The 23,358-nt window shown below is 73.5% G+C and carries 22 protein-coding genes; 14 read left to right on the top strand and 8 right to left on the bottom strand.

The window, feature by feature from the left end:
• Nucleotides 1-3: 3 nt before the first annotated feature.
• Together ACYVLT_RS36970 and ACYVLT_RS36975 are read left to right on the top strand one after the other, a co-directional pair.
• Entirely contained in the window at nucleotides 4-981 is a 978-nt protein-coding gene (locus ACYVLT_RS36970; RefSeq protein WP_461124816.1) for a zinc-dependent alcohol dehydrogenase, read from the top strand.
• On the top strand, nucleotides 968-1,651 hold the full coding sequence (locus ACYVLT_RS36975) for a creatininase family protein (RefSeq protein WP_461124817.1): 684 nt from the start codon (nucleotides 968-970) through the stop codon (nucleotides 1,649-1,651). Before ACYVLT_RS36970 ends, ACYVLT_RS36975 begins: the two co-directional genes overlap by 14 nt.
• On the opposite strand, the gene ACYVLT_RS36980 is transcribed toward ACYVLT_RS36975, so the two are convergent.
• Genes ACYVLT_RS36980 through ACYVLT_RS36995 form a run of 4 tightly spaced genes read right to left on the bottom strand, consistent with a single transcriptional unit; the run spans nucleotide 1,580 to nucleotide 4,702 of the window.
• Nucleotides 1,580-2,515 (bottom strand): lysylphosphatidylglycerol synthase domain-containing protein, encoded by a 936-nt coding sequence (locus ACYVLT_RS36980; protein ID WP_461124818.1) that lies wholly within the window; start codon nucleotides 2,513-2,515, stop codon nucleotides 1,580-1,582. The genes ACYVLT_RS36975 and ACYVLT_RS36980 overlap by 72 nt on opposite strands.
• Entirely contained in the window at nucleotides 2,515-3,291 is a 777-nt protein-coding gene (locus ACYVLT_RS36985; RefSeq protein ID WP_461124819.1) for a class I SAM-dependent methyltransferase, read from the bottom strand. Before ACYVLT_RS36985 ends, ACYVLT_RS36980 begins: the two co-directional genes overlap by 1 nt.
• Nucleotides 3,288-4,307, bottom strand: a complete 1,020-nt coding sequence (locus ACYVLT_RS36990; RefSeq protein WP_461124820.1) for a glycosyltransferase family 4 protein — start codon at nucleotides 4,305-4,307, stop codon at nucleotides 3,288-3,290. Before ACYVLT_RS36990 ends, ACYVLT_RS36985 begins: the two co-directional genes overlap by 4 nt.
• Nucleotides 4,304-4,702, bottom strand: coding sequence for a 6-pyruvoyl trahydropterin synthase family protein (locus ACYVLT_RS36995; protein ID WP_461124899.1), 399 nt, complete (start codon nucleotides 4,700-4,702; stop codon nucleotides 4,304-4,306). Before ACYVLT_RS36995 ends, ACYVLT_RS36990 begins: the two co-directional genes overlap by 4 nt.
• Nucleotides 4,703-4,792: 90 nt before the next feature.
• On the opposite strand from ACYVLT_RS36995, the gene ribA reads away from it, so the two are divergent.
• The 9 genes from ribA to ACYVLT_RS37040 all read left to right on the top strand — a co-directional run bounded on the left by ribA (nucleotide 4,793) and on the right by ACYVLT_RS37040 (nucleotide 15,457).
• Complete coding sequence (gene ribA, locus ACYVLT_RS37000) at nucleotides 4,793-5,422, top strand: GTP cyclohydrolase II (protein ID WP_461124821.1); 630 nt, start codon at nucleotides 4,793-4,795, stop codon at nucleotides 5,420-5,422.
• Nucleotides 5,423-5,496: 74 nt separating this feature from the next.
• Nucleotides 5,497-6,915 carry an alpha/beta hydrolase gene (locus tag ACYVLT_RS37005; protein ID WP_461124822.1) on the top strand — a complete coding sequence of 473 codons (1,419 nt, stop codon included), beginning with the start codon at nucleotides 5,497-5,499 and terminating at the stop codon, nucleotides 6,913-6,915.
• A 12-nt stretch (nucleotides 6,916-6,927) separates the two neighbouring features.
• Entirely contained in the window at nucleotides 6,928-8,010 is a 1,083-nt protein-coding gene (locus ACYVLT_RS37010; protein WP_461124823.1) for a sensor histidine kinase, read from the top strand.
• The gene (locus ACYVLT_RS37015; RefSeq protein WP_461124824.1) at nucleotides 8,011-8,655 is read left to right on the top strand and encodes a response regulator; all 645 of its coding nucleotides are present in this window, start codon (nucleotides 8,011-8,013) and stop codon (nucleotides 8,653-8,655) included.
• 109 nt (nucleotides 8,656-8,764) lie between these two features.
• On the top strand, nucleotides 8,765-9,511 hold the full coding sequence (locus tag ACYVLT_RS37020) for an ABC transporter ATP-binding protein (protein WP_461124825.1): 747 nt from the start codon (nucleotides 8,765-8,767) through the stop codon (nucleotides 9,509-9,511).
• On the top strand, nucleotides 9,508-11,994 hold the full coding sequence (locus tag ACYVLT_RS37025) for an ABC transporter permease (RefSeq protein ID WP_461124826.1): 2,487 nt from the start codon (nucleotides 9,508-9,510) through the stop codon (nucleotides 11,992-11,994). Before ACYVLT_RS37020 ends, ACYVLT_RS37025 begins: the two co-directional genes overlap by 4 nt.
• A gap of 4 nt (nucleotides 11,995-11,998) precedes the next feature.
• Nucleotides 11,999-13,234, top strand: a complete 1,236-nt coding sequence (locus ACYVLT_RS37030; RefSeq protein ID WP_461124827.1) for a sensor histidine kinase — start codon at nucleotides 11,999-12,001, stop codon at nucleotides 13,232-13,234.
• Nucleotides 13,222-13,866: a response regulator gene (locus ACYVLT_RS37035; RefSeq protein ID WP_461124828.1), complete on the top strand. Its 645-nt coding sequence runs from the start codon at nucleotides 13,222-13,224 to the stop codon at nucleotides 13,864-13,866. Before ACYVLT_RS37030 ends, ACYVLT_RS37035 begins: the two co-directional genes overlap by 13 nt.
• Before the next feature lie 355 nt (nucleotides 13,867-14,221).
• Nucleotides 14,222-15,457 carry a hypothetical protein gene (locus ACYVLT_RS37040; protein ID WP_461124829.1) on the top strand — a complete coding sequence of 412 codons (1,236 nt, stop codon included), beginning with the start codon at nucleotides 14,222-14,224 and terminating at the stop codon, nucleotides 15,455-15,457.
• 17 nt (nucleotides 15,458-15,474) lie between these two features.
• Here the strand turns inward: ACYVLT_RS37040 and ACYVLT_RS37045 are convergent, their stop codons facing one another.
• From ACYVLT_RS37045 to ACYVLT_RS37060, 4 genes are read right to left on the bottom strand one after another with little or no spacing between them, the layout of a single operon-like run.
• The gene (locus ACYVLT_RS37045) at nucleotides 15,475-16,497 is read right to left on the bottom strand and encodes a LacI family DNA-binding transcriptional regulator (protein ID WP_461124830.1); all 1,023 of its coding nucleotides are present in this window, start codon (nucleotides 16,495-16,497) and stop codon (nucleotides 15,475-15,477) included.
• 7 nt (nucleotides 16,498-16,504) lie between these two features.
• Nucleotides 16,505-17,338 carry a carbohydrate ABC transporter permease gene (locus ACYVLT_RS37050; RefSeq protein ID WP_461124831.1) on the bottom strand — a complete coding sequence of 278 codons (834 nt, stop codon included), beginning with the start codon at nucleotides 17,336-17,338 and terminating at the stop codon, nucleotides 16,505-16,507.
• Nucleotides 17,335-18,264, bottom strand: a complete 930-nt coding sequence (locus ACYVLT_RS37055; RefSeq protein ID WP_461124832.1) for a carbohydrate ABC transporter permease — start codon at nucleotides 18,262-18,264, stop codon at nucleotides 17,335-17,337. Before ACYVLT_RS37055 ends, ACYVLT_RS37050 begins: the two co-directional genes overlap by 4 nt.
• 4 nt (nucleotides 18,265-18,268) lie before the next feature.
• Complete coding sequence (locus tag ACYVLT_RS37060) at nucleotides 18,269-19,552, bottom strand: ABC transporter substrate-binding protein (protein WP_461124833.1); 1,284 nt, start codon at nucleotides 19,550-19,552, stop codon at nucleotides 18,269-18,271.
• A gap of 169 nt (nucleotides 19,553-19,721) precedes the next feature.
• On the opposite strand from ACYVLT_RS37060, the gene ACYVLT_RS37065 reads away from it, so the two are divergent.
• The 3 genes from ACYVLT_RS37065 (at nucleotide 19,722) to ACYVLT_RS37075 (ending at nucleotide 23,358) form a co-directional block, all read left to right on the top strand.
• Nucleotides 19,722-21,764 (top strand): beta-galactosidase, encoded by a 2,043-nt coding sequence (locus ACYVLT_RS37065; RefSeq protein ID WP_461124834.1) that lies wholly within the window; start codon nucleotides 19,722-19,724, stop codon nucleotides 21,762-21,764.
• Between the two features lie 125 nt (nucleotides 21,765-21,889).
• Complete coding sequence (locus tag ACYVLT_RS37070) at nucleotides 21,890-22,213, top strand: PadR family transcriptional regulator (RefSeq protein WP_360458664.1); 324 nt, start codon at nucleotides 21,890-21,892, stop codon at nucleotides 22,211-22,213.
• Entirely contained in the window at nucleotides 22,210-23,358 is a 1,149-nt protein-coding gene (locus ACYVLT_RS37075; protein ID WP_461124835.1) for a DUF1700 domain-containing protein, read from the top strand. Before ACYVLT_RS37070 ends, ACYVLT_RS37075 begins: the two co-directional genes overlap by 4 nt.

Below are 23,358 nucleotides of genomic sequence, written 5' to 3' on the forward strand. Positions count from 1 at the left end.
CACATGACACGCTTTGCGAGGGCCCTCTGGTTCACCTCGGCGGGAAAAAGTGAGATCCGGGAGGTCGAACTGGCCGAGCCCGGGCCCGGTGACGTGCTGGTGCGCACGCTCTACTCGGGCATCAGCCGGGGCACGGAGAGCCTGGTGCTGCGCGGTGGCGTGCCGGAGAGCCAGCGCGAGGTGATGCGCGCGCCGTTCCAGGAGGGCGACTTCCCGTGGCCGGTCAAGTACGGCTACCTCAACGTCGGCGTGGTGGAGCGCGGTCCGCTGCTCGGCCGCACGGTGTTCTGCCTCTACCCGCACCAGACGCACTACGTGGTGCCCGCCGACGCGGTGACGCCCGTGCCGGACCGGGTCCCCGCCGCGCGGGCCGTGCTGGCCGGGACGGTGGAGACGGCGGTCAACGCGCTGTGGGACGCCAAGCCGTTGGTCGGCGACCGGATCGCGGTCGTCGGCGGCGGGATGGTGGGGTGCGCCGTGGCCGCCGTGCTGGCCCGGTTCCCCGGGGTGCGGCTGCAACTGGTCGACGCCGACCCGGGCCGCGCGTCGGTGGCCGCCGCCCTCGGCGTGGACTTCGCCTCACCCGAGGACGCGGCGGGCGACCGCGACCTGGTCGTGCACGCGAGCGCGACCGAGGCGGGGCTGACCAGGTCGTTGGCGCTGCTCGCGGCGGAGGGGCGGGTGGTGGAGCTGAGCTGGTACGGCGACCGCCGGGTCGCGCTGCCGCTCGGCGAGTTCTTCCACTCCCGCAGGCTCCGGCTGATCGGCAGCCAGGTCGGCGTGGTCGCCCGGCCCGACCGCACCTACGCCGAGCGGATGGCCCTCGCGCTCGACCTGCTCGCCGACCCCGCGTTCGACGCGCTGATCACGGGCGAGAGCCGGTTCGACGACCTGCCGTCCGTGCTGCCGGCGTTGGCGAGCGGCGCGCTACCGGCCCTGTGCCACCGCGTTGGCTACGGTGCCGGGCATGTACCTGCCTGACACCACAGAGGACGTGCGGGCGCGCGCGGCGACCGTGGCGGTGCTGCCCGTCGGCAGCCACGAGCAGCACGGCCCCTACCTGCCGCTGGCCACGGACACGGTCGTGGCCTGCACGATCGCGCGGGCGATCGCCGACGCGCACCCGGTCCAGCTGCTGCCGCCGATCACGATCTCGTGCTCGCAGGAGCACGCCGCCTGGCCGGGCACGGTGAGCATCTCGGCGCGCACGCTGTACTCGGTGGTGCGGGACGTCGCGGACTCGTTGCGCCGGTCGGGCGTGCCGAACCTGGTGCTGGTCAGCGGGCACGGCGGCAACTACGTGCTGGCCAACGTCGTGCAGGAGGCCGAGGGGATGGCGTTGTTCCCCGGCGGCGGCGACTGGGCCGCGGCACGCGACGCGGCCGGCGTCGAGACCTCGTCCCGCCGCGACATGCACGCGGGCGAGCTGGAGACGTCGATCCTCCTGCACGCCCACCCGGAGCTGGTGAAGCGCGGTTACGAGACGAGCGACCACCTGGCCGACGACCGGCCGCACATGCTCACCCTCGGGCTCGCGCCGTACACGTCGTCGGGTGTGGTCGGCCGGCCGTCGCTGGCGTCAGCCGACAAGGGCCGGGACGTGCTGGCCGCGCTGGTCGAGTCGTTCGGGCCGTACCTGGCGGTGTTCTGAGCGGAACAGGGTGAGCACCCCCGGCAGGCTGCCGATCAGCGCCAACACGCCGTAGACGACCCCCGTCGTGAGCCCCTGGGCCGCACCGAGGCCGGCCGCGCCGAACGCCACCGCCAGGAACGCCTCGCGCGGCCCGAAACCACCGACGTTCACCGGCACGGCCATCACCAGCAGCGCGAGCACGACCAGCGGGACGAGCCTGCCGATCGGCGCCTCGACGCCGGCTGCCTCGGCCGCGACCAGGAACAGCGCCACGTGCCCGGCCAACGCGGCCGCCGACAGCAGGACGACCTCCGGCAGGACCTCGCGGTTCACCAGGCCCGTGCGGGCGTCCGCCCACGTCGTGCGCAACGCCCGGCGCACCTTCGCCGAGCGGCCGGCGACCACCGCCACCACGACCACCACCAGCGCCGCGCCGAGCACGCCCGGGACCTCGACCGACAAGGGGCCGGCCAGTAGCACCACGGCACCGAGCACGACCAGCACCACCTGCCCCGCGACCCGCTCGAACACCACCGCCCGCACACCGCGCCCGACGTCACCGGCCTGCCGACCGTGGCTCACCGCCCGGTGCACGTCCCCGAGCACGCCCGCGGGCAGCACGGCGTTGAGCAGCAGCGCGCGGTAGTAGGTCGACACGGCCGCGCCCAGGGTGAGCGGCAAGCCGAGGCGGCGCGCGATCAGGCACCACCGCCGGGCGCAGGCCAGCGTGGTCAGCAGCCCGATCCCGACCGCGGCGGCGACCGACCACCCGTCGACGGCCCGCAGCCCGGCCACGAACGCGTCGGCGCCCAACCGCCACCCCAGCGCGCCCAGCACCGCGACCGCGCCGACCAGCCTCAACCAGGGCCAGAGCCGCCGCATCACGGCACCGCCAGCAGGTCGGTGTGGTGCACCACGACCCGCGGCCCGTGGTCGAGCTTGCGCCGCAGGTAACCGGGTGCGTCGGCGGCCAGGCGGGGTTCCTGCTCCACCGCCGCGCCCACCCACCCGCGCAGCCACTCCCCCGCCAGCGCGGCCTGGTCCGGGCCCAGCCGCCACGGGCTCGGGCTCGTGGTCACCTCGGCGCCGCGCCGGGCGAACACCTCCACCGCGACCTCCACGGCGTCCGGGCCGAGCAGCCGACGTCCGCCGACCACCCGCCGCTGGTGCGCGTTGAACGCGGCCTCGAACCCGGCGTCCAGCGGCTCGGCCGGGTCGAACTCCACCCGACCCGCCACGGACAGCGTGAACAGCACCGGGCAGCCCGCCTCGACGCACGCCCCGGCCACGCCGTCCAGCTCGTCCCGGGTCAACAGGTCGAGCAGCGCCGACGCGGTGACCAGCGACGTGCCGGCCAGGTCGGCGGCGGTGAGCGCGGTGACGTCGCTCTCGTGCGTCTCGATCGTCACACCGCTCATGGTCGCCGCCGCGATGCTGAGCAACCGGGGGTCGCGGTCGTGCAGCACCCAGTGCTGCGGACCGCCCAGCCGCCCGGAGAGCCATCGTCCCAACGATCCCGTTCCACACCCGAGATCACGCACCACGAGGGGTGCCCGGTTCAGATCGATCTTCCCGAGCCGGTCGACGAGGTCGAGCGCGCGGGCCTCCGCGTCGGCCCTCTCGCGCAGTGACAGCCATTCCGGTGCGAAGGTGCTCATGGCCGCAGACTAGCCGGCACCTCCGCCAACCGGGCCGCCGTTTCGTCCCATGTGGACAACTCACGACGGCGTGCCAGCGCACGGCCGCGCAGCTCACGCCGCCACCGCTCGTCGGTGAACCAACGCCGCAGGGCCCGTGCCAACGCCGGCACGTCACCCGCGGGCAGGTGCAGCCCGCCGGCGCCGAGGGCGTCCGGCACGGAACTGGCCAGCACCGGCACACCGCGGGCCAACGCCTCGGTCACGACCATGCCGTACGTCTCGGCCCGCGACGGCAGCACGAACAGGTCGGCCGTCGCGTACGCGCGCTCCAGCGCCTCGCCGCCGAGCGGACCGGTCAGCTCGACCCGGGCGCCGAGCCCGTGCCGGTCGACCAGCTCGCCGACCGGCCACCGCACCGGCCCGACGAACGCGCAGGTCCACGGCAGGTCCGCGACCTCCGCCAGCGCCGCCACCAGCACGTCGTGGCCCTTGCGCGGGGTCACCGAGGCGACGCACAGCAGCCGGGACGCGCCGTCCGTGCCGGTGGCGAGCGGCGCGGGGTCGGTGCCGGGCGTGACCACGTGGACCGCGGTCAACCCGTGGTGCCCGGCGAGCCGCCGTGCCGCGGCCGGGCTGGTGGCCACGACGGCGCTCGCGGCGCGCAGGCACTCCCGTTCGGCGGCGTCCAGCCGGGCCGCCACGGCGGGCGCCAGGCCCGTCTCGTCGGCCAGCGGCAGGTGCACCAGGACAACCAGGCGCAGCCGGCGGGCGTGCGGCACGACGACCTCCGGCACACCGCACGCCACCAGCCCGTCGAGCAGCACGACCGCGCCGTCGCCGATCCCGGCCAGCGCCCGCCCTAATTCCCGCCGGGCGCTCTCCTCCGGTTGCGGCCACGCGCCGGGCACGGCGATCTCGCGCACCCGCCCGCCCAGCGCGCGCAGGCCTTCGATCGCCCGGCGGTCGTAGACGTTGCCGCCGCTGGGCGAGGTCGGGTCGTCCACGCCGCCCGGCAGGACGAAGTGGAGGGTCACAGCGGGCGTTCGTAGCTCGCCCAGGCGACGTGCGACTCGTGCAACGTGACCTCGATCGCGGCCAGGCCCCGGGCGCCTTCGCCGAGCTCGCCCGCGTGCACGTCGGCCGCGAGCCGGTCCGCGACGTGCTTGGCCAGGAACTCGGTCGAGGTGTTGGTCCCGGCGAACGCGGGCTCGTCGTCGAGGTTGCGGTAGTTGAGCTCGCCGAGCACGGCGCGTAGCCGCTCGGTCGCCAGTCCGATGTCGACCACGATGTTGTCGGCGTCGAGATCGTCCCGTTTGAACCTCGCGTCCACCACGAACGTTGCCCCGTGCAGGCGTTGGGCCGGGCCGAAGACCTCGCCGCGGAAGCTGTGGGCGACCATCACGTGGTCGCGAACGGTGATGCTGAACAGGGTGACCTCCGGCGAGTGCGCGAGTTACGGTGCAGGTCCGGTCGAGCGTAGTGAAGCGCTCGGCCGGTGTCGGGGCGACAGGGGAGCCGGATGCAGCACGAAGCCTTCAACGACCAGGACGTCGCGGAGTCCGATCTGGTCACGCGCCGCGGCACGTTCCGCGCGGTCGCGTTCCGGGCCGACGGGCACGAGCACATGGCGCTCGTCTACGGGCGGACGGCGTTGCGCGACAACGTGCTCGTGCGCGTGCACTCCGAGTGCATGACCGGTGACATCTTCGGCGCGATGCGCTGCGAGTGCGGCGACCAGTTGGAGGCGGCCCTGGACCGGATCGTCGCCGAGGGCGGCGGCGTGCTGGTCTACCTGCGCGGCCACGAGGGGCGCGGCATCGGGCTGGTGGCCAAGGTGCGCACGCACGTGCTCCAGGACGAGCAGGGCATGGACACGCTCGACTCCGCGACCACGCTGGGCCTCCCGGTCGACGTCCGGGACTACACCCCGGCCGCGCGGATCCTGAAGCACCTGCGCGTCGGCTCGGTGCGGTTGATGTCCAACAACCCGGACAAGATCCGGGCGTTGGAGGACAACGGCATCGCGGTGACGGCCCGCGTGCCGCACCTGGTCCGGCCCAACCCGCACAACATCGGCTACCTGACCGCGAAGCGCGACCGGCTGGGCCACGACCTGCCACAGGTCTCGGAGTACCCCACGGCGCGGTAGGCCCGACGACGTTCGCCGGAAGATCTGTCCGAAGAGGGACGCGCGGCCGTGCGCCGGGCGAGCACGCTGGGCCGATGAGGAAAACGATCACCGGCGTGGCGGGGGCGGTCTCCCTGCTCGCCGCGCTCACCGTCGCGCCGGGTGCCGCGCAGGCCACCGGTGGCGCGCTGTCGTGGGTGGACTGCGGCGACGGGTTGCACTGCGGTGCGATCACCGTGCCGGCGGACTGGGGCGACCCGGGCGGTCCGCGCGTCGAACTCGGCCTGGCCCGGCTGCCCGCGCGCGACCAGGCCGCGAAGAAGGGCGTGCTGCTGGTCAACCTGGGCGGGCCGGCGCAGCAGATCTCGGTGCTGCGCATCGCCAAGAGCGCGTTCACCGACCTGACGCAGTGGTTCGACATCGTGGTCTCCGACCCGCGTGGTTTCGAGGCCGGCACGGGGATCCGGTGCCCGTACCCGGCGCCGCTGCCGGAGAACCTGGAGTGGGCCTCACCGGACCAGGACACCTACGAGCGGTACCGCGCGGCGAACCACCGGTTCGGGGTCGACTGCGGCCGGCACGCGGCCGGGCCGCTGGCGGGCCACCTCGACTCCGGGCAGGTGGCCAGGGACATGGACGCGATCCGGGCGGCGCTGGGCCAGGCGAGGCTCGACTACTACGGCAACTCCTACGGCACGGTCTTCGCCCAGGCCTACGCGCGGCACTTCCCGCAGCGGGTCGGCCGGATGTACCTGGACAGCGTGCTGGACCACACCACCCGCTCCTGGACCGACTGGCTCATGCCTCGCGCGCGGACCATGGAGCGCAACATGGTGCGGTTCGCCGAGTGGTGCGCCGGCGAGCCGACGTGCGCGCTGCACGGCCGTGACGTGCTCGCCGTCTGGGACGAACTGCTCGCCCGGGCCGCGCGCGAACCGATACCCGCGCCCGGCGCCGGCACGACCGTCAACGCCTCCCGGATCGTGTCGCGCACGAATCCCGGGTTCGAGCGGGAGTGGCCGGGTCTGGCCCGGTCGGTCGCCGAGGCGCACGCGGGCGACGCCACCCGGTTCGCCGAGCAGCCGGTCGGCGGCCGCGACCCCGACCTGTCCCGGATCATGTTCTGCGCCGACTTCCCCTACCCCTCCGACTACCGGGTGCTCAAGTCGTGGGAGGCCGAATTGCGCTCGATCACGCCCCACATCGGGTGGGTCGCGACGTGGCCGATGGCCTACCACTGCGCCGGGCTGCCCGGCACCGGGACGTACCCGCCGCAACGGCTGCACGTCCGGGGCCTCCCGCCGGTGCTGGTGGCCAGTGGCGAGTACGACGGCACCACCCCACCACGGGACGCGCGACGCGTGGCGGCACAGCTCGGCCACGCCCGCTACCTGCCGGTGAAGGGCGATCACGCGCTCTACCTCAGCGGCCACCCGTGCGTCCGGGAGCACGTCCACCGCTACCTGACCACCGGCGCGCTGCCACCCGAAGGCACGGCCTGCGGCGCCGCGTAGACGATGGCGGCCATGCGATACGCCCGGGAAGGCCTGCTCGTGGTGGGCGTCACGGCGCTGCTGGTGCTCCTCTCGATCTGGGAGGGCCGGGGCCATCCGCCGCAACCGCTGCCGGTCCTGTGCGCGACCAGCCTGGCCGTCAGCCTGCCGCTGCTGCTGCGGCGCGTGCTGCCGTTGACGGCGGCGGTGCTGTCCGCGGTGGTGGGGCTCGGTGGCCTGGGCTTCCTGCCCACGTGGCCGGGGATGCTGGTGACGATGGGCGCGTTCTGCGCGGCCGTCTACCACCGCGACCGCGGTCCGGGGCTGGTGCTGGCGGTGTGCGGCGGCTGGGTGCTGGTCAGCGCCGCGATCGCGGGCAGCCCGGTCCAGGTCTTCACGGTCACCGACCTGGTCGTCATGGGCGTCGCGCCGGTGGCGACCGGCTACGCGTTGCGGCTGCACCGCGAACGGGCGGCCCAGACGCTGCGGCTGCACCGCGCGGACGCGGACCGGGTGCTGGCCGAGGAACGGGCGCAGCTCGCCCGAGACGTGCACGACAGCGTCGGCCACCACCTGACCGCGATCCGGATGCAGGCCACCGCCACCCGGCGCGCGCTGGACGGTGCCCCACCGCTCGCCGACCGGGCGTTGGGCACGATCGCCGAGCTGTCGTCGTCCGCGCTGGACGAGGTGCGCGAGCTGCTGGGCACGTTGCGGGACGCCCCGTCCGGTGTCGGGCTGGCGGAGCTCGACCACCTGGCCGGGCGGCTCTCCGGCCCGGACCGCCGCATCACGGTGCGGCGGTCCGGCCTGCCCGCACCGCTGCCGCCCGCCGTCGACCACACCGCGTACCGGGTGGTGCAGGAGACGTTGACCAACGCCGCCCGGCACTCGGCCGCCACCGAGGTGGACGTCGCGCTGCGCCGGGAGCGCGACCGGCTGGTCGTCGCGGTCGTCGACAACGGGCGGGCCGTGGCCCCGCCGCACCTGGAGGGGCAGGGCATCCGCGGTATGAGGGAACGGGTGCGCCTGGTCGGTGGCACCCTCGCGGTCGGGCCGACCGAGCCGCACGGGTGGCGGGTGCTGGCCGAACTGCCGATCGAGAGGACGGGGTGAGTGGTGATTCGGGTGCTCGTCGCCGACGACCAGGAACCGGTGAGGGAAGCGCTGCGGATGGTCCTCGACGGCGAACCGGACATCGAGGTGGTCGCGGAGGCGGCCAACGGCGCGGACGCCGTCCACCTGGCACTGGCCCGCCGGCCCGACGTCGCCGTGATGGACCTGCGGATGCCGCACGGCGACGGCATCGCCGCGATCACCCGCCTCACCGCGACCGGGCCCGCGCCCAGGATCCTCGCGCTGACCACGTTCGACCTGGACGAGTACCTGTTCGGCGCGCTGGCCGCGGGCGCCGCCGGGTTCCTGCTCAAGGACAGCGACCCGGCCCGGCTGCTGGACGCGGTGCGCGACCTGCACGAGGGTCGGGGCCTGATCGACCCGAAGGTCACCGGGCGGCTCATCGCCCGCTTCGCGCGGCTGTCACCCCGACCCGCGCCCCGCCCGCTCGACCGGCTCACGCCGCGTGAGCAGGAGGTGCTGGCCCACGTCGTGCGCGGCCTGAGCAACGGCGAGATCGCCGCCGCCCTGACCATCGAGGAGGGCACGGTGAAGACGCACGTGGCCCGCATCCTCGCCAAGCTGGGCCTGCGCACCCGCGTGCACGCGGTGATCTACGCCTACGAGCACGGCCTCGCGCGCTAGGGGGCGGGCGGTTCGGGCTGGGTAGGACAGCGCGGTAGGGACAGCCATACCCCGGAGATCAAAGCTCGCACGGTGGGTTCGGGCGCGGCCGGGCGGAAGAGTCCCGGTCATGGTTCTGGTGCGGGGTTCACGGGTCGCGGCGGCGGATGTCGTCTCGTTGACCGACGTGACGAAGGTGTACTCGGGGCGCGTGCGGGCGCTGGACGGCGTGACGGTCGGGTTCGCCCGCGGGTCGTTCACGGCGGTCATGGGCCCGTCCGGGTCGGGCAAGTCGACGCTGCTGCACTGCGCGGCGGGGTTGGACCAGCCGACCGGCGGGCGGGTGGTGCTGGCCGGGCAGGACGTCGGCGCGCTGCGCGAGCCGAGGCTGACCGCCGTGCGGCGTCGGCACGTCGGGTTCGTGTTCCAGTCGTTCAACCTCGTGGACGCCCTGTCGGTGTGGGACAACGTGCTGCTGCCGCAGCGGTTCGCGGGCACCCGGCCGGACGAGGCGTGGGCGCGCGAGGTGCTGGCGCGGGTCGGGCTCGGCGGGCGGGAGCGGTCGCGGCCCGGCGAGCTGTCCGGCGGGCAGCAGCAGCGGGTGGCGTTGGCGCGGGCGTTGGCCGGTCGCCCCGAGGTGATCTTCGGTGACGAGCCGACCGGCGCGCTCGACCTGTCCACCGGGCGCGAGGTGCTGGCGTTGCTGCGCGGGTTCGTGGACACCTCCGCCGCGACCGTGGTGATGGTGACGCACGACCCCGCCGCGGCGGCGTGGGCGGACCGCGTGGTGTTCCTGGCCGACGGCAGGCTCGCCGGTGACCTGGTCGCGCCGACGGCCGAGCGGGTCGCGGCCCGGATGACGGAGCTGACGCGATGATGCTCAAGCCGGCGGTGGCGAGCGTGCGGCGACGCCCGGGCGCGTTCGCGGGCACCTTCCTGACCGCGTTCCTGGCCGTCGCGTTGATCTCGGGCAGCGGGCTGCTGCTGCACTCCGTGCTCACCGCCGGTCCCGGTGGTGACCGGTTCGCCGCGGTCGACCTCGTGGTCGCGGCGGACCGCTCGGTCGAGCTGACCACCACGCGGGACAAGGGCGACGAGGTCAAGGTGAAGACCAAGACCGAGCGGCTGACCGGCGCCGGCGCGTTGCCCGCCGGGCTGGTCGGGGCCGTCGCGGCGACACCGGGGGTCGGCACGGCGGTGGCGGACGTGGCGTTCCCGGTCGCGCTGGACCTCGACGGCACGCCGGTGCGGGCGCCGGAACGCGCGTCCGTGGTGGCGCACGGTTGGGCCTCGGCGTCGTTGACCCCGTACGTCCTGCGTGACGGGGTCGCCCCCGCAGCGGGTGAGGTCGCGGTGGGCGCGGAACTCGGCCTGGCGGTCGGGCAGGCCGTGCGGCTGACCACCAAGACCGGTGCGCGTGAGGTCCGGGTGGCGGGCGTGGTGACCGGTGGCGTGCCGGGCCAGGCGGCGGTGTTCGCGGCCGACCGGCAGGTCGCCGAGTTCTCCGGGCTGACCGGCCCCACCGCCGTCGCGGTCGGGTTGGCGCCGGGCGCGGATCGCCGGCAGGTCGTCGCCGCGCTCGAAGGACTCGCCGCGCTCGACGGTCTCGGCGCGCGGGTGCACACCGGCGCGGACAAGGTGCGCGGCGACCTGCCGGGCGCCGTGCCGGACTACATCGGCGCCATCTCCATCTTCGGGTTCGTCCTGGGCATCACCGGCTTCGCGGCGGTGTTCGTGCTCACCGGCACGGTGTCGCTGGCGGTCCGGCAACGGCTGCGGGAACTGGCCCTGCTGCGCACGGCGGGCGCCACGCCCCGTCAGCTCCGCCGCCTGTTGGGCACGGAGATCGCGCTGGTCACGGTCGTGGCCACGGTGCCCGGCCTCCCCGTCGGCGTGGTCGTGGCGCACGTGGTCGCCGGTCGGTTCCGCGAGCTGGGCGCGGTGCCGGCGCAGTTCGCGGTGGCGGTCGACCCGGTGGTGCTGGTCGCGGCGGCCGTGCTCGGGCTGCTCGTGACGCGGTCGGCCACGTCGGTGGCGGCACGGCGGGCGGTGCGGATCTCGCCGACGCAGGCGTTGCGGGAGACGGTGACCGCGGCGCGGGGCAGTCGGGTGCCGCGGGTCGTGGCCGCGGCCGTGCTCGGCGCGGGCGCGGTGGCGGTGCTCGGCCTGGTGCCGTTGGGCGGGCCGCTCGGCATGGGGATGGGTTTCGTGTCGTGCGCGCTGCTGCTGTGCGCGGCCGCCGCGTTGGGCCCGGTCCTGGTCGGCGGTGTGACGGCGGTCGTGTCCCGGCTGGTCGGGCTGACCGGCGTGCTGGGCCGGGTCGCGGGTGCGATGACCCGGATCGAGAGCCGCCGCGTCGTCGGCGTCGCGATCCCGTTGACGCTGATGTTCGCGATCAACGCGACCATGCTGGTCAACGGCGACATCACCGCCGAGGTGACCGCCGAGCAGCAGGCCGCGCGCACCGCGCCGGCCACCGTCCAGGTGGCCGCGACGAACGCGCCCGGCCTGCCGCTCGCCACCGCCGAGCGGGTCGCCGCGCTGCCGGCGGTGACCGGGTCGGCCCTCACCGTGGGCACGAAGGTCGTGGTCGACCAGGAGGGCAAGCCGGAGGACTACCCGGCACAAGGGCTGCGGCTGGCCGGCGAGCGCGCGCTGGACCTCGGCGTCACGGCGGGCGACCTGGCCCGGTTGGCGGCCGACTCGGTCGCCGTCAGCGGTCCGCTGGCCGCGCAGCGGGGCTGGGAGGTCGGCGACCGGCCGACGTTCTGGCTGGCCGACGGCACGCGGGTGACGTTGACCGTGGTGGCGGTGTTCTCGCACTGGCGCGGCTTCGGCGACCTGGTGCTGGACGCGGGGCTGGTGGCGGCGCACGACCCGCGTGGGCTGGTCGGCGCGATCCACCTGCGCGGTGCGCCGGACCTGGCCGGGTTCCCGCTGGCGCCGGCCGAGGCGGGCGCGGCCGAGGTGCGCAACCAGCAGGCGGCGTGGGAGCTGATGGTGGCCGTGTCGCTCGGCTTCACCGCGATCGCGGTGGTCAACACGTTCGCCATCGCCACCGGTGCGCGGCGGCGCGAGTTCGCCGGGCTGCGGCTGGCCGGTGCGACGTCGCGGCAGCTGCACCGGCTGCTCGACCGCGAGGCGTTGATCACCGTGGTGGTCGCGCTGGTGCTCGGTTGCGCGATCAGCGGTGTCGTGGTCGGCGCGTTCAGCGTGGCCCAGGACGGCCGGTGGCGGCTGTTCGCCGATCCGCTGCGGTACCTCGGGATGGTGGCCGGCGTCGGGCTGCTCGGTCTGGTGGCCGGTGCCGTGCCCGCACGCGTGGTGGTGCGGCTCCGTTCGTTGCCTCAGCTAGGTTGACCAGGTGTTTCCCCGCGCGGCCAGAGGGCTGGCCCACCTGCTGGCAGGTCTGCTGATCGGGCCCGCGTCGTTCCTGTGGGCGGTGTTGACCACGTTGGCCACCGGCGTGCTGTCGTTCACCTTCCTCGGGCCGCCGGTGTTCCTGGCGGTGACGTGGGTGAGCAGGCGGATCGCGCGGCTGGAGCGGTGGCGGGCCGGGTGGGCGCTGGGCCGGGTGGTCGACGACCCGTACGAGCCGGTGACGGGGACGAACCCGTGGACGCGCGGCCGGGTCGTGCTGCGCGAGCCGGCGACGTGGCGCGACCTGGCGTGGCTGCTGCTGTCGTTCCCGGTCTGCGTGGCGACCGGGGTGGTGGGCGTGGTCGCCGCGGTGGTCGAGGCGGGCGTGGTCCTCGCGCCGCTGTGGCTGTGGTCCGTGCCCAACCCGCGGCTGTACCCGGTGGCCGACTGGCTGTTCAACACCGTCGGCGGCCGGTTCACCCTCTCGTTCGCGGGGCTCGCGGTGCTCTGGCCGGTGCTGTGGCTGGTCGGCGCGGTGTCACGGGTGCAGGCGTCGATCGGGGCTTGGCTGCTGGAGGCCGGGCCGCGGGCACGGCTGCGCCGGCAGGTCAGCACGCTGCGCGAGACCCGGCTGCGGGTGGTCGACGCGCAGGCCGCCGAGCTCCAGCGGATCGAACGGGACCTGCACGACGGCGCGCAGGCCCGGATCGTGGCGGCGGGCATGACGCTGGCGTTGGCCGACCGCAAGCTGCGGTCGGCCGGCCTGGCGGAGGACCCGGCGCGGGCCGACGTGCTGACCGCGCGGCGGCAGCTGGACGACGCGCTGGCCGAGTTGCGGCGGCTGGTGCGCGGCATCTACCCGCCGATCCTCACCGACCGGGGCCTGGCGGCGGCGTTGACGGCGTTGGCGGGCGACGCGCCGCTCGGCGTCGTGGTGGAGGCGGGTGAGCTGGGCGAGCTGCCGCCCGCCGTGGAGTCGGCGGCGTACTTCGTGGTCGCGGAGGCGTTGGCGAACGCGGTCAAGCACGCGGCGGCGGACGAGTGCTCGATCTCGCTGCGGCGGTCGGGCGGTGTGCTGGCGGTGGCCGTGCGGGACGACGGGCGGGGCGGCGCGGACCCGTCCGGCTCCGGTTTGGACGGGTTGCGGCGTCGGGTCGAGGCATTGGACGGCACGATGGAGATCACCAGTCCACCGGGTGGGCCCACCACCGTTCTCGCGGAGCTCCCATGCGCATCGTGATCGCCGAAGACCTGCTGCTGCTCCGCGACGGTCTGGTGCGCATGCTGACCGACACCGGGCACACCGTGGTGGCGGCCGTGGACAACGCGCCGGACCTGGAACGGGCCGTGCTCGACCACCGACCCGATTTGTCCATCGTGGACGTCCGGTTGCCGCCGGGTTTCCGGGACGAGGGGCTGCGCGCGGCGCTGTCGGTGCGCGCGAAGGACCCGAAGGCGCCGATCCTGATCCTGTCGCAGTACGTGGAGCGGACCTACGCCACGGAACTGCTCGCCGACGGCAACGGCGCGATCGGCTACCTGCTCAAGGACCGCGTGACCGCGTTGGACGAGTTCCTCGACGCCCTGGACCGCGTGGCCGCCGGCGGCACCGCGATGGACCCGGAGGTGGTCCGCCAGCTGTTCGCCCGCAACACCAGGGACCACCGGATCACCACCCTCACCGCGCGTGAGCGCGAGGTCCTCGCCCTGGTGGCGCAGGGCCTGTCCAACTCGGCCATCTGCGCTGAACTGACCCTCGCGCCGCCGTCGGTGGAGAAGCACATCGGCAACATCCTGACCAAGCTCGACCTCCCCCCGGCCGACAACACCCACCGCCGCGTCCAAGCCGTCCTGGCCTACCTGAACCACTAACCCTCAAACCGCGAGAGTCCAACGTTCACGCCCCGAGAGTCCTACGTTCACGCACCCCGAATTCAACGCTCACGACGAACGGCGCTTGGCCTGAGCGTTGAATTCAGGTGCTCTGAACGTAGGACTCTCGCGGCGTGGGTGTAGGACTCTCGCGGGTGCGTTTGGGTGAGGTGGGGGCGGCGTGAGACTCTGAGTGGACACAGCCCGCATCCGGGCTGGTCGCCACGGTTCACGCATCCGGCTCCCGGCCATCGACCGGGCCAACGGTGGACGCTTCGAGCACGGCACGCTTCACCGCTCTCACCCCCGCACCAAGCGGGTTCTTACGGCATCGACGTCCACACCACCGTGTGGCGTGCGTGGCCGTCCCGACTCACCCCCACGGGAGCACGTCATCAGCATCTCCACTCCGCTGCCGCCCGCCGTCGGCGCACCTCGCGCGCTCACCGACGTGTACGGGCCCGGCATCGCCGTCTGCGCACGTCCGGCCGCCGGGGACAGCCTGCACCGCAACACCGTCGACGCGCTGTCCGCCCGCCCGATCGCGGTCGCCGGCGACACGCCGGTGATCTGCAGCGCGGGCGGCACGGACCCGGCGCTGCTGGCGCAGCTGCGCGACGGCGGCCTGCCGGTCGGCGACGACCTGCGCGACTTCCGCGACGAGGCCGGGTTCGCCGCCCGCGTCACCGAGGCGATGGCCGACGGCCTGCTCATCTCGATGGAGTACCCCCACCCGACCGTGCTGTGCCCCGACGAACGCGTGGTCAAGACCGCCCACCTCGTCGGCTACCTGAACAACAAGGCCACCATCAGCACGTTCGTCGCCCCGCGCTTCCACGCCCGCCGCAGCGTCATCACGCGCGCCGACCTCGCCGAGGCCGCACCGGCGGAGAAGTCGTGGGTCCTCAAGGCCGCCACGAACGACGCGCACGGCGGCAGCCTCGACGTCTACCTGCACGAGGCGGGCGAACCGGTCGCGTTCCCGGCGTTCACCGACCTGCTCGGCGAGTTCGTGATCGAGGAGTACCTGTACCTGGCGCGCAACTGGGGCGTCCAGCTCTACGTCGGCCCGGACGCCGTCGCCCGCCTGCTCGCCGTCACCGAACAGCGCGTCGACGACACCGGCGTGTACGTCGGTGGCCGGTTCGGCCTGGTCAGCACTCCGCCCGCGGACCTGCTGGCGGAGTGCCTGGCGATCACCCAACGCGCCGCCGACGTCGGCTACCGCGGCCTGTGCAGCCTGGACTGCGCCGAGACGCTCGACGGGCAGCTGGTCATGCTCGACCTGAACTTCCGCATCACCAGCGGCTCGATCCCGCTGCTCGCGCTGCAGTCGGTCCGCCCCGACGCGCTCGACGGCTACGCCGAGTCGGTGAAGCTGACCGCCGCCGCACCGCTGGCCGACCTGCTCGCCCACGTCCGCCCGGCCCTGGACGCGGGCGGCGTGCTGATCACCTCCGGCCACGACACCACCCGCACCGACAACCCGGTCATGCTCAGCACCCTGCAACTGCTGGTCCACGGCGACGACCCCGACGACGTCACGGTCCGCCGCGGCGCGCTGGAACGCCTCGGAGCCGCGACTCGGTGATCCGGGCGGTCCACGCCTCACGTCGAGGCGCGCACGACCAGCTCGGTCGGCAGGATCGACGCCGCCGGCGGCTCGCCCCGGATCTGTTCCAGCAGCAGCCGCACCATCTCGCGGGTGATGCGCTGGAACGGCTGCCGCACCGTGGTGAGCGCGGGCCGGGTGGAGGTGGCGATGCTGGAGTCGTCGAAACCACCCACCGCCACGTCCTGCGGCACGCGCCGGCCCGAGTCGTGCAGCACGTTCAGCGCACCCGCCGCCATCAGGTCGGACGCGACGAACACCGCGTCCAGGTCCGGCGCACGCGCCAGCAGCGAGGCCATCGCCGCCTCACCGCCGGCACGGCTGTAGTCGCCGTGCGCGATCAGCTCCGGTGCGGCGGAGTCACCCAGCACGTCCCGGTACCCGGCGAGCCGCTCGACCCCGCCGGGCGTGTCCGGCGGACCGGTGATGGTGGCGATCCGCCGCCGCCCGCGTGACCGCAGGTGCTCCACCATCAACCGCGCGCCCGAACGGTCGTCCGCCGCCGCGTAGGCCACCTGCCGCTCGTGCCCGATCGGCTTGCCGCAGGCCACGACGGGGATGCCGGAGTCGCGCAGCTCCTCCAGCAGCGGGTTGCCGGTGTGCGACGACACCAGCAGCACGCCGTCCACGTGACCGGCCGCGATGAACCGGCTGGTCCGCTTGCGCTCCACCTCCGTGCTGGCGGTCATCAGCAGCACCGGCACGTCGAGCTCGGCCAGCTCCTGGGTGCAGCCCTGCAACAGGATGCTGAAGTTCGGGTCCTCGAACAGCCGCTGCTGCGGTTCGGTCAGCACGAACGCCACCGAGTGCGCACGCTGCGTGACGAGGCTGCGCGCGGCCGGGTTCGCGACGTACCCGGTGGTCCGCACGGCCTTCAGCACCGCCTCCAACGACGCGGGGCTCACGTTGCGGCCGCCGTTCAGCGCCCGCGAGACCGTGCCCCGCGACACGCCCGCGGCGGCCGCCACGTCGTGGATGGTCGGCCGGTTCCGCGCCGCCTTGCTGCGCTCGACGCTCATGGCTCCCTCATGCTTTCACCGCTCCGGAGAGCAAGTCGATGCGCCAGTATCGCTGCAAGGTGAGGAACAGCGCGATCAAGGGCAGCACCGACACCAGCGAACCGGTGACCACGAGGGTGTAGAGCGCGGGTGTGGTGTTGCCCTGCTTGAGCATCGTGTAGAGCCCCAGCGTGACCGGGAACTTCCCGTCGTCGCCGAGCATGATGTAGGGCAGCATGAAGTTGTTCCAGATGGACACGAACTGGAACAGCAACACCGTGACCAGGCCCGGGACCATCATCGGCAATGCGATCGAGCCCAGGATCCGCGCCTCGCTCGCGCCGTCGGTGCGGGCCGCCTCGACCACGTCCTCGGGCACGGCCGCGGCGGCGTAGACGCGGGCCAGGTAGATGCCGTACGGGCTGACCACGCTCGGCAGCAGCACCGACAGGTAGGTGTCGGTGAGGCCGATCTCGGACATCAGCAGGTACTGCGGGATGGCCAGCACCACGGCGGGCACCAGCACGCCCGCGATCAGCGCGTTGAAGATCAGCGCACGCCCCCTGAACGCGTACTTCGCCAGCGCGTACCCGGTCACGCCGGACAACGCGGCCGACAGCAGCGCGCCCACCCCCGCGTACAGCGCGGAGTTGGCCATCCACCGCCAGAACACGCCGCCGCGGTAGCCGTGGAGCTCGCCGAGGTTCGCCACCAGCGACGACCCGACCGAGAACGTCGTGGTGGAGAACAGCTCGCCGGTGCTCTTCGTCGCCGCGACCAGCACCCACGCCACCGGGAACAGGCAGTACGCCGCACCCAGCAGCAGCACGAACGTCGGGAACCCGCCCAGGCGCGCCCTCACCGCTCACCCCCGAACGCCCGCGACCGCGTCACCCGCAGCAGCCCGAACGAGATCGCGAACATCACCAGGGCGATCAGCACCGACGTCGCGGCGGCGGAGTGGATGTCACCGCGGCCGAACGCGTCCTGGTAGACCTTCATCAACGGCGTCCAGGTGAGCGAGAGCGAGTTGGTCAACGGCGCCAGCGTGGTCGGCTCGGCGAACACCTGCAGCGTCGCGATGATCGAGAACAACGACGTCAGCACCAGCGCGGGCGCCAGCATCGGCACCTTGATCCGCACCGCGACCTGCCACGGCGTGCAGCCGTCGATCCGCGCCGCCTCGTACAGGTCGCGCGGGATCGAGCGCAACGCGGTGTAGAGGACGACCATGTTGTAGCCGACACCGCCCCACACCGCGATGTTGGCCAGCGCGAAGTAGATCCCGGTCGGCGACAGCAGGTCCACCCCGGGCACCGACAGCTCGCGCAGCAGCCGGTTGAGCGGGCTCGTCCCCGGCAGGTACAGGAACCCCCACAGCAGCGACGCGATGACGCCCGGGACCGCGTACGGCAGGAAGATCGCGATCCGGCCGAACCCGCGGGCGCGCACCCGGTCCTCGTCCAGCAGCAGCGCGAACACCAGCGCCAGCCCGAGCATCGTCGGCACCAGGATCGCGCCGTAGCCGAGCACCCGCAACGCGCCGGCGCCCAGCTCCGAGTCGGTGAGCGCGCGCACGTAGTTGTCCGGGCCCACGAACACCTCGGACCGGCTGCCCCGGCCCAGCCCCAGCCCCTTGACCTCGGTGCGGAACAGGCTCAGGTACACGGTGTAGGCGATGGGCAGCGCGAACACCAGCAGGAACAACACCACCGCCGGGGCCACGAAGGCGTACGGCGCCACCTTCGGCGCCGCACCACCCCGCCCGGGCGCTCCGGTCGACGTCACCGGCTCAGCCGCCGACCGTGAAGCCGTTGGCCTTCATGTCGTCCACCGTCGCGGCCTGCATCTTCGCCAACGCGGGCACCAGGTCCGCGCCGCCGCTGATCGCCTCGCCCATCGCGTTCTTGTACGCGGTGTAGGTGACGTTGACGTTCGGCCCCCACGTGAAGCCGGACGACGTGGCGGCGATCCGCGCGGCCTGGCGGTAGAAGTCCGGCTGGTTCGGGAAGAACGCGGGCGGCTGGGACTGCGACTCCTGCGCCGACGTGGCCGCCGGGTAGACGGCGCTCTCCCGCACCAGCGCCTCGACCGCGATCGGGTCGGTGTTCAGCCAGACCGCGAACTCCGTCGCCGCCTTCTGCTTCTTCGAACCGGAGGTCACCGCCGTGGTCGAGCCGCCCCAGTTGCCGGTGCGCGGCGCGGAGGCGTCCCACTGCGGCATCGGGGCCATCGCCCACTTGCCCAACGTGCTCTCCGCGTTGCCCTTGAGCACGCCCGGCGCCCACACCGCGCTCAGCCAGCCGATCTGCGTGCCGTCGTTGAGCGCCTTGTTCCACTCCGGCGTGTACATCGGGGACTTGTCGATCGCGCCCTCGGCGACCAGGCCGCTCCAGTACGCCGCGACCTTCCTGGTGGCGGCGTCGTCCACGGAGACCCGCCACGCGTCACCCTCGACCGACCACCACGACCCGCCCGCCTGCTGCACGAGGCCCGCGAACCAGCCGGGGTCGTTGGACGAGAACGTGCCGAGGAACTTGTCCGACGCCCTGGCCCGCAGGTCACGGGCGGTCTGCGCGTACTCGTCCCACGTCGTCGGCACCTTCAGGCCGTACTGCTCGAACAGGTCGGCGCGGTAGTAGAACATCATCGGGCCGGAGTCCTGCGGCACCGCGTAGACGCCGCTGCCGCCCAGCGTCACCTGGTCCCAGATGCCCGGCGCGAACTCGTCCTCGACCGCGCCGGCGCCCTCGGAGATGTCGGCCAGCACGTCGTTGCTGACCAGGGTCGGCAACGCCTGGAACTCCACCTGCGCGAGGTCCGGCGGGTTGCCGCCCTTGGCGCTGGTCAGGAGCTTGGTCACCAGGTCGTCGCCCTGGGCCTGCTTGCTCACCACGACCTTGACGTCCGGGTGGTCGGCGTTCCACTTGTCGACCACCTTGTCGATGTCGGGCGCCCAGGCCCAGAAGGACAGTTCGACCGGGCCGTCGGCCGCCTGCTCGGTGCCGCCGCAGCCCGCGAGCAGGGCGAGGCCGAGCCCGAGTGCCACGGCCTTCTTCGCGAAGTCGAGTCGCATGAGGTCTCCGGGGGTTCCGCGTCGCTGACGCCGCTGCCAGCGAGAACCGCGCTGTGAACGTGCACAGTAGTTGGACCAACGCCGCGCGTGTCAACTACTTGACTCACCCTCTTATCTGCACCGTAATCTGCGAGCAGATCCGTGCACGTTCACAGCCACTGGAGTGTTCATGACGTTTGTGGTGCCTCGCCGGACCGACGAGCGGGCCCCGGGGGACGACCCCTTCGCGCCCCGGATGCCGGTCGGCGTGGACGGCCTGGTCTACGGCGGGGACTACAACCCCGAGCAGTGGCCCGAGCACGTGTGGGTCGAGGACGTCGAGCTGATGCGGCAGGCCGGGGTCAACCTGGTCAGCGTCGCGATCCACGCGTGGGCGCTGCTGGAGCCGCGTCCCGGGGAGTTCGACTTCGGCTGGCTGGACCGGCTGCTGGACCTGCTGCACGGCGCGGGCATCGCGGTCAACCTGGCCACGCCGACCGTCGTGCCACCGGCCTGGCTCTACCGCTCGCACCCGGAGATCCGCCCGGTCACCCGTGACGGCACGGAGCTGGAACGCGGGTCGCGCGCGACGTTCTGCCCGAGCGCGCCCGCCTACCGCCAGGCCGCCGCGGGCATCACCCGGCGGCTCGGCGCCCGGTACGGCGACCACCCGGCCGTGGCGCTCTGGCACGTGCACAACGAGTACGGCGCACCGGTCGGCGCGTGCTACTGCCCCGAGTCGGGCGCCGCGTTCCGGCGCTGGCTGCGTGCCCGGCACGGCGACCTGGACGCGCTCAACCAGGCCTGGGGCACCACCTTCTGGGGCCAGCGCTACGGCGAGTGGTCCGAGATCGAGCCGCCGCGCGCGTCCGGCACCACCGGCAACCCGGCGCACGAGCTGGACTTCGCCCGGTTCTGCTCCGACGAGCTGCTGGCCTGCTACACCGCCGAGCGCGACATCCTGCGGCGGCACTCGGCCGTGCCGGTCACCACCAACTTCATGACCACCAACTGCAAGTCGATCGACTACTGGCGCTGGGGCCGCGAGGTCGACGTGGTGGCCAACGACCACTACCTGACCGCCGAGGCGGACCGCAACCACATCGACCTGGCCATGTCGGCGGACCTGACCCGCGCGGTGGCGGGCGGCCGGCCGTGGATGCTCATGGAGCACTCCACCGGCGCGGTCAACTGGCAGCCGCGCAACATCGCCAAGCGGCCGGGCGAGATGCGCCGCAACAGCCTGACCCACGTGGCGCGCGGCGCCGACGCGGTGATGTTCTTCCAGTGGCGTGCTTCCCGCTTCGGCGCGGAGAAGTTCCACTCCGCGATGCTGCCCCACGCCGGCACGAGCAGCAGGCTGTGGCAGGAGGTCGTGCGGCTGGGCCGCGACCTCGGCGCGCTGCACGAGGTGCGCGGCAGCCTGGTGCGGGCCGACGTCGCGGTCCTGTGGGACTGGGAGTCGTGGTGGGCGCTGGAGCTGGACTGGCGGCCGTCGGTCGACCTGTCCTACCGCGAGCGCGTCGGCGCGTTCTACGAGCAGCTGTGGGACGCGCGGCTGACCGTCGACTTCGTCGCGCCCGCCGCGGACCTGACCGGCTACCGGCTCGTCGTGGTGCCGTCGCTGTACCTGACGTCGACGGCGGCGGCGAAGGTGCTGCACGACTACGTGGCCGGTGGCGGCGCGCTCGTCGTCTCGTACTTCTCCGGCATCGTGGACGCCAACGACGCCGTGCACCCCGGCGGGCACCCCGGCGCGCTGCGCGACGTGCTCGGCCTGGAGGTCGAGGAGTTCCTCCCCCTGCGCCAGGGCGAGGAGGTGTCGCTCGGCGACGGGCTGCGCGGCGACGTGTGGGCCGAGCACATCCGCCTGGAGGGCGCGCGGAGCGTGCACGACTACGCGGACGGCCCGGCGGCCGGCGGCCCGGCCGTCACCAGGCACCGGCTCGGCGCGGGCACCGCCTGGTACGTGTCGACCCGGCTGCGCGGCGTAGCGCTCGACCGCGTGCTGCGCGAGGTCTACCCGGTCGCGGGCGTGGCGGTCGACGACGACCTGCCGCGCGACGTGGAGGTGGTCCGCCGCCGGGGCGCCGACGCCGACTACCTGTTCGTGCTCAACCACACCGACGCCGAGGTGCGCCTGGCCGCGGCCGGCACCGAGCTGCTCACCGGGCGACGGTGCGAGTCGGAGCTGCGCGTGCCCGCGGGCGGCACGGCCGTGCTCAGGACCTGAGCCCTCCACGACCCCTCCCGGGCCGGGTGCGCCTCCGCGTGCCCGGCCCGACTCGCACTACCCCTTCGTACGCGGTACTGCGCAATCCGTAGTAGCATCCATCGCACACCACCGGGGAGAGGCGCATGGACACCAGTCAGCTGCTCAAGGGGGTGCTGGACCTCGCCGTCCTTGCGGTGCTGCGCAAGGAGGACGGGTACGGCTACGACGTGTTGCGCAGACTCCGGGCCGGGGGCCTGGACGGCGTCGGCGACGCGTCGGTCTACGGCACCCTGCGCCGGCTCTACAACGCCGGGTTGCTCACGTCGTACGTCGTGCCAAGCGAAGAGGGCCCGCACCGCAAGTACTACAGCCTCAACGAGCCGGGCCGTGCTCGGCTGCTCGACTCGGGCAAGACGTGGAAGTCGTTCGCGCAGGCGTTGGACGACCTGTTGGGGGAGGGTGCATGAACACGCAGACGAGCACCGAGGTGCGGCACTACCTGGACGGCATGCGCGCGGCGCTGGCCGACCTGCCCGCCGCCGAGGTCGCCGAGATCATGGACGACGCGAGCGCGCACGTCACCGAGGTCGCCGACGAGATGGGCGAGGAGTTCTCCCTGGCCGCCCTGACCGACCGGCTGGGCACGCCGCGCGCGTACGCCGACGAGCTGCGCGCCGCGGCCGGCTACCCGTCCCCCGCCCCGGCCGCCGCCGAGCGGCCCGAGGTCCGGTCGACGCTGCTCGCCCGGTTCGCGCTGTGGAGCCTGGTGGCGGGCACGGTCATGGCGTTCAGCTTCGCGCTGACCCGCGGCGACGGCGTCGAGCTGACGGTGATCGTCGGCCTGTGCGCGGCGGCGGGCGCCCTGCTCGTGTTCCGGCAGAGCGGCCTCCTGGCCGAGATCGCGAGGCTGCCGGAGACCGTCGCGCTCAAGGACGCGCTGGACCGCGCGGACCGGTCCGAGCTGACCAGGGCGCTGGTGTCCCTGCGCGTGTTCCAGCCCGTGTGGTGGATCGGTCGTGCGCTGCTCATCGCGGCGGCGGGCGCGCTGCTGCACCGGTCGCCGGTCCTGCTGCTGTCCCTGGCGCTCGCCGCGCTGTCCCTGCCGGCCGGCCCCAAGTCCAAGACCGACCGCCGGTGGCTGTGGATCAGCCTGCCCGCGACCGCTTTCGCCGTGGGCGTGCTGCTGTTCATCCTCGGCACGCTGGTGTCGCGGTTCGACAGCTACCCCTTCGGCAACCCGGCGCCGGTCACCTACAACCAGCAGCCGGCGGTCCGCGGCAACATCTACGTCTTCGACAAGGACGGCAAGCCGCTGACCGACGTGCACCTCTACGACGAGAACGGCCGTCCGCTCAACGCGCCGTGGTACGGCTGCCAGGGCGAGGACCGCCACGACAACCGCTTCCCGCGTCCCCGCGTCGTGCACGACGAGAACGGCTGCCACGAAGTCCCGGGTGTCCCCTTCACCATCGTGATGCCCACCATGCCCACCACCACGGTGCCGACGACTTCTGGGCCGACGACTTCAGGGCCGACCACTTCAGGGCCGACCACCACCCCGTCCCCGTCCTCGTCGGCTTCCGCGGCACCCACGACGGTCACCACCGGCTGA

This window comes from Saccharothrix stipae (assembly GCF_054781895.1).